At 59.3% G+C, this 16,013-nt stretch carries 13 protein-coding genes; 6 read left to right on the top strand and 7 right to left on the bottom strand.

Annotated features, from left to right (window positions below; genetic code table 11):
• Window positions 1-6: 6 nt before the first annotated feature.
• Entirely contained in the window at window positions 7-543 is a 537-nt protein-coding gene (locus BUB62_RS10235; RefSeq protein ID WP_073109533.1) for a DinB family protein, read from the top strand.
• On the opposite strand, the gene BUB62_RS10230 is transcribed toward BUB62_RS10235, so the two are convergent.
• Window positions 534-833 (bottom strand): DUF3817 domain-containing protein, encoded by a 300-nt coding sequence (locus BUB62_RS10230; protein ID WP_073109530.1) that lies wholly within the window; start codon window positions 831-833, stop codon window positions 534-536. The two genes, BUB62_RS10235 and BUB62_RS10230, sit on opposite strands and share 10 nt — an antisense overlap.
• A gap of 145 nt (window positions 834-978) precedes the next feature.
• On the opposite strand from BUB62_RS10230, the gene BUB62_RS10225 reads away from it, so the two are divergent.
• Window positions 979-1,668, top strand: coding sequence for a ferritin-like domain-containing protein (locus BUB62_RS10225; protein ID WP_084538974.1), 690 nt, complete (start codon window positions 979-981; stop codon window positions 1,666-1,668).
• Between the two features lie 83 nt (window positions 1,669-1,751).
• On the opposite strand, the gene BUB62_RS10220 is transcribed toward BUB62_RS10225, so the two are convergent.
• Window positions 1,752-2,483, bottom strand: coding sequence for an MOSC domain-containing protein (locus BUB62_RS10220; protein ID WP_073109528.1), 732 nt, complete (start codon window positions 2,481-2,483; stop codon window positions 1,752-1,754).
• Between the two features lie 133 nt (window positions 2,484-2,616).
• On the bottom strand, window positions 2,617-3,183 hold the full coding sequence (locus BUB62_RS10215; protein ID WP_073109525.1) for a GNAT family N-acetyltransferase: 567 nt from the start codon (window positions 3,181-3,183) through the stop codon (window positions 2,617-2,619).
• A gap of 126 nt (window positions 3,184-3,309) precedes the next feature.
• Between BUB62_RS10215 and BUB62_RS10210 the strand changes: the two genes are divergently transcribed.
• The 4 genes from BUB62_RS10210 to BUB62_RS10195 all read left to right on the top strand — a co-directional run bounded on the left by BUB62_RS10210 (window position 3,310) and on the right by BUB62_RS10195 (window position 7,478).
• Window positions 3,310-3,912: a Crp/Fnr family transcriptional regulator gene (locus BUB62_RS10210; protein ID WP_084538973.1), complete on the top strand. Its 603-nt coding sequence runs from the start codon at window positions 3,310-3,312 to the stop codon at window positions 3,910-3,912.
• A gap of 52 nt (window positions 3,913-3,964) precedes the next feature.
• Window positions 3,965-4,885: an alpha/beta fold hydrolase gene (locus tag BUB62_RS10205; protein ID WP_073109521.1), complete on the top strand. Its 921-nt coding sequence runs from the start codon at window positions 3,965-3,967 to the stop codon at window positions 4,883-4,885.
• 196 nt (window positions 4,886-5,081) lie between these two features.
• Window positions 5,082-5,819: a DUF4397 domain-containing protein gene (locus tag BUB62_RS10200; protein ID WP_073109518.1), complete on the top strand. Its 738-nt coding sequence runs from the start codon at window positions 5,082-5,084 to the stop codon at window positions 5,817-5,819.
• Window positions 5,820-6,482: 663 nt separating this feature from the next.
• Window positions 6,483-7,478 carry an OmpA family protein gene (locus BUB62_RS10195; RefSeq protein ID WP_073109515.1) on the top strand — a complete coding sequence of 332 codons (996 nt, stop codon included), beginning with the start codon at window positions 6,483-6,485 and terminating at the stop codon, window positions 7,476-7,478.
• A gap of 169 nt (window positions 7,479-7,647) precedes the next feature.
• Here the strand turns inward: BUB62_RS10195 and BUB62_RS10190 are convergent, their stop codons facing one another.
• The 4 genes from BUB62_RS10190 to dnaX form a co-directional block, all read right to left on the bottom strand.
• Entirely contained in the window at window positions 7,648-8,820 is a 1,173-nt protein-coding gene (locus tag BUB62_RS10190) for a DUF3800 domain-containing protein (RefSeq protein WP_073109512.1), read from the bottom strand.
• 82 nt (window positions 8,821-8,902) lie between these two features.
• On the bottom strand, window positions 8,903-10,168 hold the full coding sequence (icd, locus tag BUB62_RS10185; RefSeq protein WP_073109509.1) for an NADP-dependent isocitrate dehydrogenase: 1,266 nt from the start codon (window positions 10,166-10,168) through the stop codon (window positions 8,903-8,905).
• A 214-nt stretch (window positions 10,169-10,382) separates the two neighbouring features.
• Complete coding sequence (locus BUB62_RS10180) at window positions 10,383-13,352, bottom strand: M16 family metallopeptidase (protein WP_234988668.1); 2,970 nt, start codon at window positions 13,350-13,352, stop codon at window positions 10,383-10,385.
• Window positions 13,353-13,751: 399 nt separating this feature from the next.
• Window positions 13,752-15,917, bottom strand: coding sequence for a DNA polymerase III subunit gamma/tau (dnaX, locus tag BUB62_RS10175; RefSeq protein ID WP_073109506.1), 2,166 nt, complete (start codon window positions 15,915-15,917; stop codon window positions 13,752-13,754).
• Window positions 15,918-16,013: the final 96 nt, after the last annotated feature.

The raw sequence follows: 16,013 nt of genomic DNA, 5'->3' as shown, positions 1-16,013 counted from the left end.
CAGCCCATGACCCCAACTTATCCTGACCTCCCCGAAGTATGGCTGCGCGGCCCGCTGCCCGACTATTCGCCGCTGCTGCTGCCCGTGGCCCACGCTCTGCTGCAGGCCCGCGAAGAGCTGACGGCACTGCTGGCTGACTTTCCCGACCACCTGCTCTGGCATAAGCCCGCCGGGCTGGCCTCGCCCGGCTTTCACCTGCAGCACCTCACCGGCGTGCTCGACCGCCTAACCACCTACGCCCGCGCCGAAAGCCTGACACCCGCCCAGATCGAATATCTGCGGGCCGAAGGGCAGGGCAGCACCGCGCCCGGCACTACGGCCGCGCTGGTGCAGGCCTTCCACCAGCAGGTAGAGCGCACCCTGGGCCAGTTGCGCCAAACACCCAAAGCCACCCTCACCGAGCGGCGCGGCGTGGGTCGGGCGCAGCTACCTTCTACCGTGCTGGGGCTGCTGGTGCACGCCGCCGAACACACCATGCGCCACCTCGGCCAGCTCCTCGTGACGGTGCGCGTGCTGCGGGCAGAAGCAGACCGTTACGCCTGAAACAGCTTCTTCTCGGCCCAGAACGTGCCAAACGGCACCACCGATACTACCAGCGCCAGCAGCGCCTTGCGCCACGACCAGCCCAGCTCCAGACTCACCTGCACCACCAGCAGCACATACAGGACGAACAAGACCCCGTGCGCCATGCCCACCACGCGCACCGCTTCCGGCAGGCCGGCTGCGTACTTCAGCGGCATGGCAATGCCCAGCAGGACCAGAAACGACACTCCTTCCAGAAACCCGACGGCCCGCAGGCGACCCAAAGAAGTGCGGAGCAAAGTAGCAAGCATAAAAACGGAGCTAAATGAAGCCGCAAGATACGGCCCTGCCGACCCATTATCTGCGTTTCGGATGGGGGCGGGTCCAAGCTCAGCCTAACACTACGGCTCATGTCGCCGTAAACCCCGCCAGAATTCACTTAACCTGTTCTATCTCATGAATCAACCACAGCAACCTACCCGCCCCACGCAGGAAGACAACTACGGTCAGTCCTACACTTCTTCCACTACTGAAAACGGCTCCCTGTTGAACAAAGCCGGCCAGCTGCTCAGCAAAGGCAGCATGGGCGACCTGCTCGGCAAGCTCAGCACCACCCAGAAAGTACTCGGCGGCGCCCTGCTCGTATTTGGCGTGAGCAAGCTGCTCAGTGGCAACAAAGCCGGCAAAGCGGCCAAAGCCAGCAACGGCCAGCAGGCTGACACCCTCAACGAGCTGCTCTACTTCGTGAATGACCGGGTAGAGGGCTACCAGCGCGCCGCGGCCGAAAGCAAAGATCCCCAGCTCAGCGGCTACTACAAGCAGCTGGTGAGCCAGAGCCAGCAGTTCGCCAACGAGCTGAACGGCTACCTGCGCCAGCAGGGCCACGAGCGCCAGACCAGCACCACCGCCAAAGGCAAGCTCTACCGCGGCTGGATGGATGCCAAAGCCGCCATCACCGGCTTCGACGAAAGCGCCATCCTGGGCTCCAATATCTACGGCGAGGAGTGGGCCCTGAAAGCCTACGAAGACGCCCTCGACGACCATACCCTCACCGGCGCCATGCGCCAGGCCGTGGAGCGCCAGTCTGCGCAGTCGCAGAAAACCTACCGCGAGCTGCAGAAGCTACAAGCCAAACAGCCCGCTTAAGCAGCGCCAGGCTAATCGATACAAAAACAGGGCACCCGCAGCCGGGTGCCCTGTTTTTGTGTTCTGGCGGAGCCAATTAGGCGCTATTCCGCGTTCAGGCCCTGCAGGCGGTTGGCATCATCATACAGCGGCAATGCCCCCGATACGCGCCCCAGCATTTTGCTGCGCCACTGCTGGCCCAGCGCCGGGCACGCGGCCAGCGCGGCCGAGAGCGTCAGGTCGTCGCGCAGCTCATATTTCACGCTGTTAGCCCGCGCTACCGGCCATTCCGGGTAGGGCCGCTGCGTAAGCTGCAGGCTGTCGGTGGGGGCTACGTGGCCGGGCTGCAGCACGCGCATATACCAGCCGGTACGGCCCGAATCCTGCAGCCACTTGGGTAGCAGCGGCTGCTGCCAGCGCAGCCCCAGTTGGTAGCAGGGCGAGCGGGGCTGCGTGATTTGCACCACCGCTTCGCCCAGCCGGAATACGTCGCCGATGCAGACATCGTGCTCCGTAGCGGGGCCGGCCAGGGTCAGATTTTCGCCGAAGCTGCCGGGCGGCAGTGCGTGCCCCAGGCGTTCGGCCCAGTGCGGATAATGCCCGCCCGGATACACGCACAGCGCCTGATCGGGTCCGCCGTGCACTTTCGGGTGGGCCTGCGCATCACCTTCCAGATTCAGCGCATCCAGCCAGATGGCATCCTGCACGGCGGTTTTGCGAATGGCCGATACCCACGTCCGGGCCAGCTGGGTAGGCGCGTCGGGCGTGCCCAATGATTCGGGGCGGCCTACCAGCAGGGCAGCCAGGGGCAGCGTGAGCGCAGGGACAGAAGTCATGGTGGCGAAAAGGAAAGTTGCGAAGCGGATAAGCAGTTAGGCGGCGCGGCACCCGCGTCCACTGTTTTATTGTAGCACTAGCGCCCGCTCATCGGCGACTGGGCCAAGCTGCACTACACGCGCGTCCACTGTTTTATTGTAGCATCAGCGCGGGCCCGGTGCGCTCCAGCAGCACGGCCGGCTCGCCGTGGTAGGTGGTACGGGCATACTCGCGGTAGCCAAACTTCTCGGCCACGCGGCGGGAGGCCGCGTTTTCGGGATTCATCAGGCACACGGTGCGGGCTCCCTGAAAATGCGCGTCGCCCCAGGTCAGTACGGCCGTCACGGCCTCGGTGGCGTAGCCCTGCCCGTGGGTGGCCGCATCCAGTACCCAGCCAATTTCGGGCGCTTCGCCAATGGGCGGCTCTATGGTGCGCTTGCGGTCTACGAAGCCCACGGAGCCGATGTAGCGACCGGTGGCTTTTTCCTCCACGGCCCAGAAGCCGAAGCCCCGCAGCGTCCAGTGGCCGGCGCTACGCATCAGCGTGGCCCACACGTCCTCCTCGCTCAGGGGCTTGCCGGTGAGGTAGCGGTAGAACTCGGGCTGCTGAAACATGGCCACGAAGGCGGGCATATCCGCGGGCGAGTAGCCGCGCAGCCACAGGCGGGCGGTTTCGAGCACGGGCACGGGGTAGTTTGGGGTAGGGGTGGGGGCCGACATTGGATAACCGCAAAAGGAAGAAAGCGGAAAGTAACGGATAGAAAGAATAAGGTGGCGCGCTGATGCCTCCGGGGGGCCGGTTCTTTTCTTTAATTTTAGGCGGTAAGCTATTTCCCGCCCCTCGCTATGCCTGATTTCCACGCCGTGGCGGCCGCTACGCTCGCCGACTACAAGCCCTTTCTGCGCAAGTTTCACGACACCGCCGACAGCGTGTATGAGCTGCTGTTTGCCGAGCTGCAGCCGGTAAGCTACCAGAAAGGCGAGCTGATTGTGCGCGAAGGCAGCGTGGAGCGCGACCTGTACTTTGTATACGAAGGGGTGCAGATTGCCTACTTCAACAATGATGGCAAGGAGCACGTGGTGTCGTTTTCGTACCCGCCGTCGCTGGCCGGGATTCCGGATTCGTTTCTCAACCAGAACCCGTCGCAGTACGCCATTCGGGCCCTGACGGCGAGCCGGCTGGGGTGCGTATCGTTTCAGCGGCTAAACGAGTTGTTCGACCAGTCGCAGCAGCTCGAGCGCCTGTTTCGCAAGATGGTGGAAGCTAAGTTTGTAGGGCTGGCCGAGCGGCACCGCGAGTTTCACGCGTGCAGCATCGATGAGCGCTTTATCCGGTTCACGCAGCGCAGTGCCCCTTTATTTCAGCTTGTGCCGCACAAATACATTGCAAGCTACCTGCACATCGACCCCACCAATTTCAGCAAGCTGTATAACTCTATCCGCATCTGAAAACTTGGTGTGAACCAACTTTTGATCGGGCGGCGGTGGCTTGATTTGCACCATGAAAACCGCCGTGTCCGTTGCCGCTCCTTATTGTTCCGAGTTTAAAGATCCGGCCCGGGCCGAGGCATTCTTGGGGCGTTGGGTGCAGCAGGTGGAGGCCTTGAACGGCTGCCAGTATGGGCGCCTGACGGTGCCCTCGCTGCTGGGCCCAACGGTGGTGTGGACTCTGAATGCTGAGCAGACCGACTGGCCGGCAGTGGTAATATTTCCCGGCTTCCGCACCGTGAGCCTGTTTTGGGACCTGGACAACAATCTGGCCCCGCTGAAGCAGAAGTACCGGCTTTTTCTGATTGACGTGAACGGGCAGCCCTGCCTGAGCCACGGCGCCACGCCCGCCGTGAAAGGCGACGGCTACGGCCACTGGGCCGCCGACCTGCTGCGCCAGCTGGGGCTGGCAAAGGCGCACGTTCTGGGTGCCTCGTTTGGCGGCTTGCTGGCACTAAAGCTAAGCCAGGTAGCGCCCGAGCTGGTCGATAAGGTGGTGCTGCTGAATCCGGGGTGTCTGCAGTCTTTTTCGCTGGGGTGGCGCAACCTCTACTACAATCTGCTGCCCCTGCTACGGCCTACCATGGGCCACGTGCTGACCTTCCTGGACGCGGCCGTATTCTGCCCGCCTCACCACCAGCTTTCCGCGCCCGCCCGGCAGCTGCTGGCCGACTTCGAGCTGTTTGCCATCCGCGAATACCGCGACCGGACCCCAAAACCCTACGCTATGCCTCCCGCGGAGCTGGCGCGGGTGACGGCGGCGGTGTATCTATTGGTAGGCGAGCATGACTTGCTGTTTCCCTACCAAAAGTCGGTGGCCGTGGCGCGGCAGCACTTGCGGGGGCTGCGCGGTGTCCAGACATTTCCCCACACCGGCCACGGCATTGAAACGTCGCGGGAGGCGCTTATGGCGGTGGCAGCGCTACTGGAGTAGCGGCCTGCACCGGCCCGCGGCTGGCGCGCCAGCACCACTTTTGGGCCGCGCAAGCAGCCCGGCTGCCCACTACGCAGCCAGTAGCGGCGGCTCGCACCTGTCTTTGCGAAGCCACAATGCCGCTGCTTTTGTCCCTGCTTTGGTATACTATTTGGGAAAAGCGCGGCTACTCCTTCCATCCTTGCCGCCTTATTTCATGAAGCACCCGCTACGCCTGTCCATCTTCGCCGCTGCCGCATTGCTGGCCTCCTGCACCCGTAAAAACGAAGACCTGCCCGCGCCGGCGCCGGCTCCCGATCAGGGCTACGTCCGTATCGTGAATACGCTGTCGGTGGGGCCGTCGGCTACCCTGCAGCAGGGCGATATCCGGCTGGTACTGGCCGATAAGGAAGTGGGGCCGGCCGCCGCGCCCGGCACGGCGGCTCCCTATCAGGCCATCACGGTGGGCACTTATTTTACCAAGATTATGCTGCCTTACCCGCCGAGCCTGGGCACGAACTGGGTGCAGCTTCCCCAATTCAGTGTTGCTAAAAACCAGCGGTATTCCTTGTTCACCTACGGCTCGGGCTTTATGAGCACGTCGGTGCGGGTAGTGCCCGAGCTGCCCGCGCTGCCGGCGGCCGTGGCCGGCAAAGCATCAGTGCGGGTGCTCAATATCGCCGCTCAAGCCACGGACCTGCGCGTGGCGGAGGGGCAGCCCGCCGCGCCACTGTTCGCGGCCGTCGCCTGGGGCGCCATCACGGACTATCAGGCCGTAGAGGCCCGTGCCTACACGCTGCAGGCCACCCGCACCAACGGCAATCAGGCCCAGCTGTTCACCCAGACGGTTGCCTTGCAGCCCGGCAAAGCCTACACGCTGGTGCTGCGCGGCAGCTCCGACCCCGACGCCGTAGCGCCCGAGAAAGTAGCGTTCGACGTAGTCCTCGACCAATAACCTCGCCCCCGCGCCCGGCAGCGGAGTTGGCGCCAACCCGCCCCACGGCTGGCCGCAGCTGTGCCGCGCACCAGCACGAGCCGAATGGGGCTAACCCCAGGCCACTAGCAGTCCTCGCAGGGCAAAACCAGATGGTTTTAGGCTGCGAGGCGCCGGAACAGAGCAAAAGCATTTGGTTTTGCCCTGCGGGAATGCCCCGGAGCTCAAAAACATTTGTTTCCAAGCTCCGGGGAGTTCCACCCGGCCCAAAAACAATTGGTTTTAGGCTGAATAGAACTCCCCGGAGCTTGGAAACCATTGGTTCTAAGCAGATGCGACAGTAGCCGCGGCAGTATTCGTCCGGTTGCCGGCTATCGGGGGCTGGCGCGAGTTTAGCGCCGCGTAACTCGTGCCGGTTCCTGCCGGGAGGCTGCGCCTCCCCCGCCCGAACGATAACGCCGCCCGGATTTCTCCAGGCGGAGCGGTTTCATGTTTGCTGCGTTGCGGCAGTAGAGGTACAACCTCCACCTCACGGCTGGTCACGAGTTACGGCTGCGCCCAAACTCGCGCCAGTTGGGGGCGGGGCAGAAGGGCCGGCGGCGCGGGGACTCGCGGGCAATACGCTTGAGAATGGATATGAGGCGCTTTGTCTATATATTATGAGCGGATATTTCGCTCGTCGCTATGGCCAAACAAAAGAACGGAGAAACCCAGGCTGCGCTGTCGCTGGAAGAGTTGGAGAAAACCAAGCTGGCCGCTGAAATCAGCAAGCTGGAAGCCGAGCGTCGAAAGCTGGACGCCGACAACCAGGAAGTGCAGAAGCGGCTCGATGCGGCGTGGTATGCCAACCTGGGGTTTCTGCAAACTCTCATCTCGGGGGTGTTGGGACTGGGCGCTTTTCTGGGCTTGTTTAAGTTGGTGCTGGAGCCGGTTTTCAGAACCGAGAATATTGAGGCCACCCTGCAGATTGCGGAGAAAAAGCGGGAGAACCATAAAAAAACGCTGGAAATAGATTCGCTTACCAAAAACATCAAGCAGGCAAAAATCAATCTGCTACTATTGGAGAAAAAAATCACGAATCAGAGGGCGGAGCTGGGTGCAATAAGCAGGTCGCTGGCCACCGAAAAGGACAATCTGCTGATCAGTGAAAAAAGAGCCACTGTTATTGATGGCAATCTAAAGCTGAAGCAGCAGCAGCTAAAGCAGAAGGAAGTAGATCTGAAGGTGCTGAAAAGCGGTTTTGACCATGATATAAATCTCCTGACTGATATGCTGGTCTACATGACTGGAAATAGTAATATCAGGACAGTTGATTCTGATTTTCAACTGCGGTTTGGTACCGTATTCTTTGAATATGATAAGAAAAATATACCAATGCAAGAGGTGCCAAAGTTACAAGCCCTGCTGCGGATACTGCAGGATAATCCCTCGTTCAAGGTACAGCTGAAAGCTTCATTCGCCCAAGGCGTTACGAAAGAGTATGCGCAGAATATATCAGAAGTTTTAGCTGAATCAATTAAGAAGTATTTGTCAGCAAAAGGCATAGAGCGGGACAGGATTGTTAGCATAAGCTATGGATCAAGCTCCGCGTTCTTCGATTTCAGCAACTACCGGATCGTGAAGCCTAGCCAGCTATTGCCCTTCAATCGTAGCGTTGAGCTTTTAATCGTGCTGCCGTAGCTCCGTGCAGTTGCTCGGCTGTGCCGAGTGACTTTCTACGAGGAGCGGCTGCGCCGCGAGCATCCCACGCCGTTTGGATTCGTTCACGCGGCGCGGTTCAATTCGTAGCGCAGCTGCTCAAAGCGTAGGTGTCACTCGGCACAGCCGAGCGACTGCGGGGGACATGGCTTTATATGTTGTCTAGTAATTGTTGAAGCTCGGAATACTCGGGTTTATCAAGAATATCTAAATCATTGTTCGTAGACAGCTTGATAAGTTCTCTGCATTTCCTAACTCTGTTCACCATAGGAATAATAATGCTATTGCTATGGTTGATAAACTGATAAATATCTGAAACGCTTGTAGGTAACTTATACCCTTTGTCACCACTACTGCTACTGGCTACTAAGACGCCTGCATCACGCAATTTTCCAACAATAGAAGTTCTGAAATATAGTTCGGTTAGTCGAGGTTCCCTGCCAGCATTCAAATGGTTGATAAGTTCTTTTGTAGGTACAAAACCTTGTTTAAGATAAGACCTTTGATAGAATAATAATAGTTTGAGAAACGAAATTTGTTCGCTGTCACCCGGGTTAGTTATCTGCTTATTTTCGATAAAGTCTATGGCATATCTTAGACTTAAATTGGCGATATTTTCATCAAATACTTTCTTTTCGTCTTCTTCAATGGGATAGTATTTTAAATCTTTATAGCTTGGTGGGAATTCGTTAATACTCGATATTTGATGTCTTATAGAACTAAGGAAGACAGATGTGTCGAATCCTTTATTAGCATACCTTTTCTTCTGATTCTCGTCGTAGTGGTGTCCTATTGTGCCAGCTATAAAGTCAGCTATTTGTATCATTATATTTTGCTCACTGTTTTCAAGGTCGAAATAAGACCCATGAAATAGGTCGCGAATATGATTTTTCTTTACATACTCCTTGAACTCTCTCATGTAGTCATTAGACCCGTGTTCATCTACAACCAATGTCAAATTAGGTAATGTTCTGTATAACTCTTTATAGACAAGGCCATTTATAAATTTGTGGAATGATGCTTTATGTTTGAATCCTTCACTATATAAAGTTCTTTTGTCAACAGCAACAGCAAATATTTGAATATCCATTCTGCCTATCTCATCTAGGATGAGAAGGCGGCGCTTGTAATTAGTAGCAACATTCTTAGACTTTATTTCGCCTGTCTGAAAGTGCTTTCTCCTTATCTCTTCTGCTTGTACTTCCAATAAGCCAAGATCATGCTTATTGACAATGATGCTAGCAACAATGAAATGCGTACTCTGTCTCTCAAAGTCAAACGAAGTGTTTCCGTATTCGTCTGCGAAGGCTATCGGTTGTTTCATAATATTGTAGGTTAGAAAAGCAAAACCCCGCGCCAGCCAAAGCCAACGCGGGGTTTCCGTTGATTAAGCAACCACCAAGCTACTACATCCGGGCGATAACCTCATCCCCGAACTCCGAGCATTTCAGCAGCGTGGCGCCTTCCATCTGGCGCTCGAAGTCGTAGGTGACGCGCTTGGCGGCGATGGCGGCTTCGATGCCTTTGTAGATCAGGTCGGCGGCTTCCTGCCAGCCCAGGTGCTCCAGCATCATGGCGCCGGAGAGAATCACCGAGCCGGGGTTTACCTTGTCCTGATTGGCGTACTTGGGCGCGGTGCCGTGGGTGGCCTCGAATATGGCGTGGCCGGTGAGGTAGTTGATGTTGGCCCCCGGCGCGATGCCGATACCGCCCACAATGGCGGCCAGCGCGTCGGAGATGTAGTCGCCGTTCAGGTTCAGGGTGGCTACCACCGAGTACTCGGCGGGGCGGAGCAGAATCTGCTGCAGGAAGGCATCGGCAATGCTGTCCTTGATGAGCAGCTTGCCGCCGTCGAGGGCCGCCTTTTGCTGGGCATCGGCCACTTCCTGGCCCTGCTTGGCCAGCGTGCGGTCATACTGGCTCCAGGTGTACACTTTGTCGCCAAACTCGCGCTCGGCCAGCTCGTAGCCCCAGGTTTTGAAGGCCCCTTCGGTGAACTTCATGATGTTGCCCTTGTGCACGATGGTCACCGAGGGCTTCTTGTGCAGCAGCGCATACTTGATAGCCGCGCGAATCAGCCGCTCGGTGCCTTCCTTGCTCACCGGCTTAATGCCGAACGAAGACGACTCGGGGAAGCGGATTTTCTTCACGCCCATCTCATCCTGCAGGAATTCGAGCATTTTCTGAGCCTGCGGCGTACCGTTCATGTACTCGATGCCGGCGTAGATATCCTCCGTGTTTTCGCGGAAGATGACCATATCCGTCAGGTCGGGGCGCTTCACGGGCGAGGGCACACCCTCGAACCAGCGCACGGGGCGCACGCAGGCATACAGGTCCAGCTCCTGGCGCAGGGCCACGTTCAGGCTCCGGATGCCGCCGCCCACAGGCGTAGTCAGGGGGCCTTTGATGCCCACCAGGTACTCGCGGAAGGCTTCCAAGGTATCATTGGGCAGCCAGTTGCCGGTCTGCTTATAGGACTTTTCGCCGGCCATCACCTCTTTCCACATCAGTTTCCGCTGCCCGCCGTAGGCCTTGGCCACGGCAGCATCGAATACGCGCACGGAAGCCGCCCAAATATCCGGCCCCGTCCCATCGCCTTCAATGAAAGGAATTACGGGCGTATTCGGCACACTCAGCTTGCCGTTCTTGATGGTGATTTTCTGTTCTGCCATTGTTAAAAAGGTGCCAGTGGTTAGTTGACAGTTATTAGTGTTTGGGTTGATTTTGAAGGATTGTTCTGCCGGTCGCCTCACCCCCTAGCCCCCTCTCCTAAGGAGAGGGGGAACTAGTTCTAGACTTCTCTAGAAGTGGTTTTTCTAGTTTTTAGAACTAGTCCCCCCTCTCCCAAGGAGAGGGGGTTAGGGGGTGAGGTCCTTCGTTGAACATTTAATAGCCGAAAATCTCTTTCAGCGTGAGTTGGCGGAGCTGGCCGTACTTGGCCAGCTCCTTGAAATTAAGACGGTCTTTGGAGCCGATAACCAGAATCGTCTGGTTCTGGCCCTTGATTTTGGCCTGCTGAAACTGGCGCAGCTGGTCGAAGGTGAGGTTGGGGGCCTGCTCATACACATCCTTGCGCAGGTCGTAGTCGAGGCCGAGGCGACGGGCGCGCTCGTAGCTGAAGAGAATATCGGCCTTGGTGATGCGCTCGGTGGCAATGCTGTTGCGGATGGCATCCTTGGCAATCTGCAGGTTGGCCTCGGCCACGGGCATATCCGTGAGCAGGGCCGTCATGCCGGCCATCGCCTCGGGCACCTTATCACTCTGCGCCCCGATGTAGGACAGGATGTAGTTGGAGCGGCCCAGCTTGCTGGCATTGGCGTAGCTGGAGGAAACCGCATACGCCAGCGCCTTCGACTCGCGCAACTCCTGAAACACGATACCGCCCATGCCGCTGCCGAAATACTCGTTATACACGCTCACCGTGGGCACCAGCTTCCGGTCATACACATCGCCCTTGGTCAGAAACAGGATTTCGGCCTGCACCATGTTGTAGTCCACCCAATACACCTGGCGGGAGTTGATGGGCTGCTCGGCGAAGTCCTTGTCGGCGGGCACGGGCAGCAGTTGGGCGGGGGCGCGGTGGTTGGTGTTGAGCACCGTTGTCAGGCCATCCGTGGGGCGCGGGCCATAGTACAGCACGCGGTGCTGGTAGCTGGTCAGCTTTTTGGTGAGGGCGGTGAGGTCCTGGGGCTTTAGCTCTTTGAGCTGCTTCTCGCTCAGCTGGCTGGTGAGGGGATTTTTGGGGCCGTACTTGGCGTAGTTCACCATTGCCTGCTGCAGGATTACCTGCTTGTTGAGCTTGGCATCCTGGCGGGCTTTGAGCGTACCGGCCACCATGTCTTTCAGGGCGGCGGCATCCGGCTTGGGGTTGGCCAGCAGGCTTTCAAACAACTGCAGAGCCGGCTCGAAATTCTGGTCCAGCCCGCTCAGGCTCACGAATATCCGGTCGGGCCCGCTGCTCACACCGAAGGAGCAGCCCAGCTTGTAGAACTCCTGCTGAAGCTGCGCGGCCGTGTACTTATCGGTGCCCAGATACTGCAGGTAGTCGGCGGCCAGGCCCAGCTTGGGGTCGTTGTTCGTGCCCATATCGAGCACGTAGTACAGGTTGAAGAGCTTATTTTCGGTGTTCTGGGTGTAGAAAACCGGCACGCCGGAAGCCAGCTTCAGCTCCTGAATATCCTTCTTGTAATCGACGAACACCGGCTGCAGCTCGGGCGCTTTCCGGCTGGTTACTTCCTTGTAGAAGGTCGAGGCCGCGTCGCGGTTCACGGGCACCGGCGTAATGGCGGGCTTCACCACCTTGGCGGCCGTCAGGTCTTTGCCGGTGCGCTTGTAGACGAGGGCGTAGTTCGGGCCGTAGTTTTTGCGGGCAAAATCCACCACTTCGGCCTTCGTAATCTTGCCGAACTCCTCGTACTGGCCCAAAAAGTCCCGCCAGTTTTCGCGGGCCACGAAGGCGGCCACAAATGCGCCGGCGCGGGCCTCGTTGCTCTCGTAGCTTTTGGTGCGCTGCAGCTGCTCGTTGTTGATGATGGCCGGAATCAGCCAATCAGGAAACCTGCCCTGCTTGATTTCCTCCAGCTGAGCCAGCAGCAAATCGCGCACCTGCGCCAGGCTCTGGCCCTGGCGGGCCGTGCCATACAGCACGTGCGTGGAGTAGTCGTTGTTGACATCAGCGAAGCTGGTGGCCTGCAGCACCTTCTGCTGCTGGTTCAGGTTCAGATCGATCAGCCCAGCCTGGCCGTTGGTCAGGATCTTGTCGATCATGCGCACCAGCAGCGCCTCGTGGGTGGTGGTGCCCGGAAAGCGGAAGCCCAGCAGCACATTCTCCGCATCCGGCCCCAACACTTCCTTCACGATGGGCGCCGTGATGGGGGCTTCCTGCGGGGGCGTAAACGCGGGCACCGGCCGGCTGGGCAGCTGGCCAAAATACCGGTCGATAACGCGGATGGTCTGGTCGTAGTCCAGGTCGCCGCTCAGGCACAGGGCCACATTGTTGGGCCCGTAGTACTGCTGGAAGTACTTTTTAATCTCCGTGATGGACGGATTCTGCAGGTGCGGAATCGTGCCGATGGTGGTCTGGGTGCCGTAGGGGTGCCGCGGGTAGAGGCTGGCATTCAGCGCCTCGTAGGCTTTGCTGAAGTCGCTGTCGAGGGTGCGGTTTTTTTCCTCATACACCGCTTCCAGCTCGGTATGAAACAGGCGCGGCACCAACTCGCCCAGTCGCTCGCTCTGCACGGCAGCCCACTTTTCCAGTTGGTTGGCCGGAATATCTTCCTGATACACCGTCTGCTCCACCGAAGTGTAGGCGTTGGAGCCCTTGCCCCCGATGGCGCCCATCAGCTTATCGTACTCGTTAGCCACCGCATACTTAGCGGCCACGCCCGAAATGGAGTCAATCTGGTGGTAGAGCCGCTTGCGCTCGGTCAGGTCGGTTTTGCTGCGGTATACTTCGTAGAGCGCCTCAATCTTGTCCAGCTCGGGCTTTTCGGCGGCCCAATTCTGGGTTCCCAGCCGCGAGGTGCCCTTGAACACCATGTGCTCCAGATAGTGCGCCAGGCCGGTGGCCGTGGCCGGGTCGTTTTTGGAGCCCGCCCGCACGGCCAAATATGTTTGGATGCGCGGCGCGTCCTTGTAGTCAGACAGATAAACCGTCAGGCCGTTGGCAAGGGTATAAATCCGGGCCTTGAGCGGGTCGCCGGCCACGGTTTCGTACTTGTATTCCTTGGGCTGAGTGGGAGCCACCGTGGTGCCCGGAGCAGCGGCAGTGCCCGAAACCGCAGGCTTGCTGGTCTGACACTGGGTAAGGCTGAATACTGCCAACGCCGGAAATAAAAGCAGAAATGGTTTTTTCACGGGAGGTCCGGGCGGCATTCAGAGCGAGGCAATAAGGACCAAAGATAGGCGGCTGGTATGGCAATAAAAAACGCCGCCGGCCCCGTTTGACCCCGGTTCCGGCGCGAAGTGGAAAATTTTCTTTATAGGAGGGCCGGAAAGCCGGCAGTCAGCGACCAGAACGTCATTGCGAGCCTGTCGAGGAATCTCGCGTGCAGTCGTTGCTAAGGTATCTGTCATCCTGAGCTTGCGAAGGACCTTATGCCAGTTGAACGGCCATCATGACAGCGATTCGCGCTATCGTGATAAGGTCCTTCGCAAGCTCAGGATGACAGTCACTTTGGTAGCGAAGCGGGAAAGATGCTTCGACAAGCGGACGCCAGATTGAGCATGACGCTCTTTTTGGCAATGGTGCAGCCCCTAATCAGTATCCAATCCCAACTGCTGCTTCATCACCGCGAGCATCGGGAATTTCTCCATCAGGTACTCCATCTTGTCGGAGGAAGTGTAGAGCTTGCGGCCGGTATCGATGCGCTCCACCACTTCGGCCTGCACATTGAGGCGGGGGTAGCCGGTGCGGCGGCGCAGCTCGCCGAGAAAACCCGCCCGGAACTCGTTGAACTGGTCTTCCTGAATCGGGTTGTCCACGCGCAGCACAATCAGGTGCTGCTCGTTGGCCTGGAAGGGGCGGTTCAGGATGGTGTACTCGCTCAGGCTGTGGTCTTTGCGCTCCTGGGTCAGCTCAGCCCAAACGCGTTGCAGCAGGGCCTCATCGATGGCGGGCAGGCCGGTGGCGGGGCCGCTGGATTCGGCTTCGGCCGGGGCTTTGCCGGCGGCGGCCTGCTGCTCGCGCTGGGCCTGCATCTCCTTCAGACTGCCCAGCCCCGGCAGCTTGGTGCCCAGGCTGATGGGCTTGGGCGCGGCTATGCCCGGGCGGGGCGGCAGCGGCGCGGCCGTCACGGCGGGCTGGCCCGGCTCGTGCCCGGCAATGCTGGGCCTTCCGATTTCGACGTGCGGCACCGTGTCGCGCATTTGCCGGGTGGTGGGCACTTCCGTAGAGGCCTCATCCTCAATGCTGGGCGTGTCGTGCAGCTCTTCTACACCGCTTTCGATGGGCACAATTGGCTCCGGGTCGGCGGGAGCGGAGGAAATGCTAAGTTTTGAAGGTTGAATGTTGGATGGGACGGGAGTCTGGGCCGCCGCGCTGCCGCCATTTGGCCCGTAAGCTGCCGCAGCCTCCGCGGTGCCGTTGGTGCTGAGCAGGCCGTTGGCAGCCGGGGCAGTGGCTCCGTTGGGGGCGGCGGCCGGCGCTACACTAGTTTTTTTTTTCGCCTCGCCGTTGCTGGTCGAGGCGGCGGGGCCGGCGGTCAGGTCGCGGGCAAACTGCACGGCCCCGTTCAGGTAGGCCAGCTTCATCAGCATCAGCTCGACGTGCAGGCGCTGGTTTTTGGCCTGCTTGAATTCCCGGTCGCACTGGCTGACCAGGTTCAGGGCCGAGAGCAGGAAGGCCAACGGCGCGGCCTGGGCCTGCTGCACGTAGCGCGCCCGGATGCCATCCGACACTTCCAGCAGCTGCACCGTAATCGGGTCTTTGCACACCAGCAGGCCGCGCAGGTGCTCGGCGGCGCCCACCACGAAGTTGTGCAGGTCGAAGCCGTTCTGCATCACTTCATCCAGCAGCAGCAGCGTGGCGCTCAGGTTTTCGCTGAGCAGCGCGTCAATCAGGCGGAAATAGTACTCGTAGTCCAGAATATGCAGGTTCTGCACTACGTCCTTGTAGGTCAGATTGTGGCCCGAGAAGGTCACCATCTGGTCGAACATGCTCAGCGCGTCGCGCAGGCCGCCGTCGGCCTTCTGGGCCAGCAGGTGCAGCGCGTCGTCTTCGGCCCCTATTTTCTCCTGCGTCGCTACAAAGCGCAGGTGCCCCCGAATGTCGTCGACCCGAATCCGGTTGAAGTCGAAAATCTGGCAGCGGGAGAGAATGGTGGGGATAATCTTGTGCCGCTCGGTGGTAGCCAGAATAAAGATGGCGTAGGACGGCGGCTCTTCCAGCGTCTTGAGAAAGGCGTTGAAGGCCGCATTCGAGAGCATGTGCACCTCGTCGATGATATACACCTTGAAGCGGCCCTGCTGCGGGGCGTAGCGCACCTGCTCCACCAGGCTGCGGATGTCCTCCACCGAGTTGTTGGAGGCCGCATCCAGCTCATGCACGTTGAAGGAGGCGTTTTCCTGAAAGGCTCGGCAGGAGCTGCACTGCCCGCAGGCTTCCAGTTCGAAGGGCGTGTTATCGGGGTCCGGGGCCTGGTGCAGGGCGGCGGGCACGATGTCGGGCCGGGCTTGCAGCAGCTCCGACACCTTGCGGCCTTGGCGCACGTGCTCCTCCACGAACTCGCAGTTGATGGTTTTGGCCAGAATGCGGGCGCAGGTGGTTTTGCCCACCCCGCGCGGGCCGCAAAACAGGAAGGCCTGGGCCAGGTGCTTGCTGACAATGGCGTTTTGCAGCGTGGTAGTCACGTGCTGCTGCCCCACCACGCTCCGGAACGTGGCAGGACGGTATTTGCGGGCCGAAACGACGAAATTTTCCATACTCCTTCCGGCAAAGATACCCCGAAAAGCCGGGCTTTGGAAGGGAACAAACCCGGGGTTTCCGAACGTTATTGCCCCGGATTGCGTACATTCGCA

Source organism: Hymenobacter daecheongensis DSM 21074 (genome assembly GCF_900141805.1).
GTDB classification, from domain to species: Bacteria; Bacteroidota; Bacteroidia; order Cytophagales; family Hymenobacteraceae; genus Hymenobacter; species Hymenobacter daecheongensis.
This window is presented reverse-complemented; position numbering and strand designations above follow the sequence as displayed.